This window comes from Sphingomonas sp. CCH9-E2 (assembly GCF_001557215.1).
Lineage (GTDB): Bacteria > Pseudomonadota > Alphaproteobacteria > Sphingomonadales > Sphingomonadaceae > Sphingomonas.
This window is the reverse complement of sequence record NZ_LSJM01000036.1, coordinates 1-1,371: the sequence shown is the minus strand read 5'-3', so window position 1 is coordinate 1,371 and position 1,371 is coordinate 1. Positions and strand designations below refer to the sequence as shown.

The following is a 1,371-nucleotide window of genomic DNA, read 5'->3' as shown; positions in this document are numbered from 1 at the left end:
CCCCCGGCCCCTCCCGCAAGCGGGAGGGGAGTGCTGACGCCGAGGGCTTCCTGCCAGCTTTCCGCGAAGGCAATATTCGTGATGCCGTGATCCTTGAGCAGCCCGGCGAGGCGGTCGCGCGAGCCGTTGGAGTAGCTGACCAAGACCGGCTTTTTGGACGCGATGCGTAAGCCCGACAGGTGCGCGGCGACGGCGTCGTAGATGTTGGTCTGGGCCGCGCGTTCGGGGGCGAAGTCGCGTGGGCCGTCGACGTTGAAGTCGAGGACGGTGGCGCTTTCGGGCTCGTGGAACGGGGTGGCGAGGTGGGCGCGGGCGGATTTGAGGCGCGTCTCCCACTCGGCGGGGAGGAGGTAGAGCTGATCGGTGCCGAGCGGGCGGTAGCTGCCGGCGTCGGTCGACTGGGCGCGGACGCGGTTGGCCTGATAGTCGGCGATGGCTTCGAAGCGCGATTCCGCGGCGCCCGCCTCGCCCGAATCGCGGACGATGACGGCGCCGTCGGGGAGGTGGTCGAACAGCGTTTCCATCCGCTCTTCGAACAGGGGCAACCAATGCTCCATGCCGGCGAGGCGGCGGCCCTCGCTGATCGCCTGATACAGCGGGTCGCCGGTGGCGGTGGCGCCGAACTTCTCGCGGTAACGGGTGCGGAAGCGCTTGATCGTGTCTTCGTCGAGCAGCGCTTCGCTGGCGGGGAGGAGGGTGAAGCCGTCGACGCGGCCGGTGGTGCGCTGATCGGCGGGGTCGAAGGTGCGGACGCTTTCGATCTCGTCGCCGAAGAAATCGAGGCGGAGCGCCTGTTCCGCGCCCGAGGGGAAGAGGTCGACCAGCCCGCCGCGCACGGCGAACTCGCCGCTGTCGTGGACGGTGTCGGTGCGGACATAGCCGTTGGACGAGAGGAGGGTGGCAAGCTTGTCGAGCGAGATGCGCTCGCCGGGTGCGAGGCGCGCGGTCATCTGGCGGATGCGGAAGGGGGTGAGGGTGCGCTGGGTTGCGGCGTTGACGGTGGTGAGGATCAGGCGCGGGCCGGTCGGCTTTGCCTGAAGCGCGGCGAGGGCGGCCATGCGTTCGGCCATGACGCGCAGCGTGGGGCTGGCGCGGTCATAGGGGAGGCAGTCCCAGGCGGGGAACTGGATGACCTCAAGCTCCGGCGCGAAGAAGGGCGCGGTGCCGGCGACGGCGCGCATCGCGGATTCGTCGGGCGCGATATAGACCGCACCTGCCGTACTGGCGCGCGCGAGATCGGCGAGCAGCCAGGGGAGGAAGCCCGTGGGGACGCCGGCGAGGGTCAGCGGAGTCTTGGCGGAGAGGATGCGGTTGAGGTCGGGCATTGGTTTCTTCTTTAGCCCTCTCCCCTTCAGGGGAGAGGGTTGGGAG

The 1,371-nt window shown here is 69.5% G+C and carries 1 pseudogene; it reads right to left on the bottom strand.

Annotated features, from left to right (window positions below):
* Window positions 1-1,325, bottom strand: a pseudogene (locus AX681_RS01935) (transcription-repair coupling factor); the annotation flags it as partial.
* Window positions 1,326-1,371 lie beyond the last annotated feature (46 nt).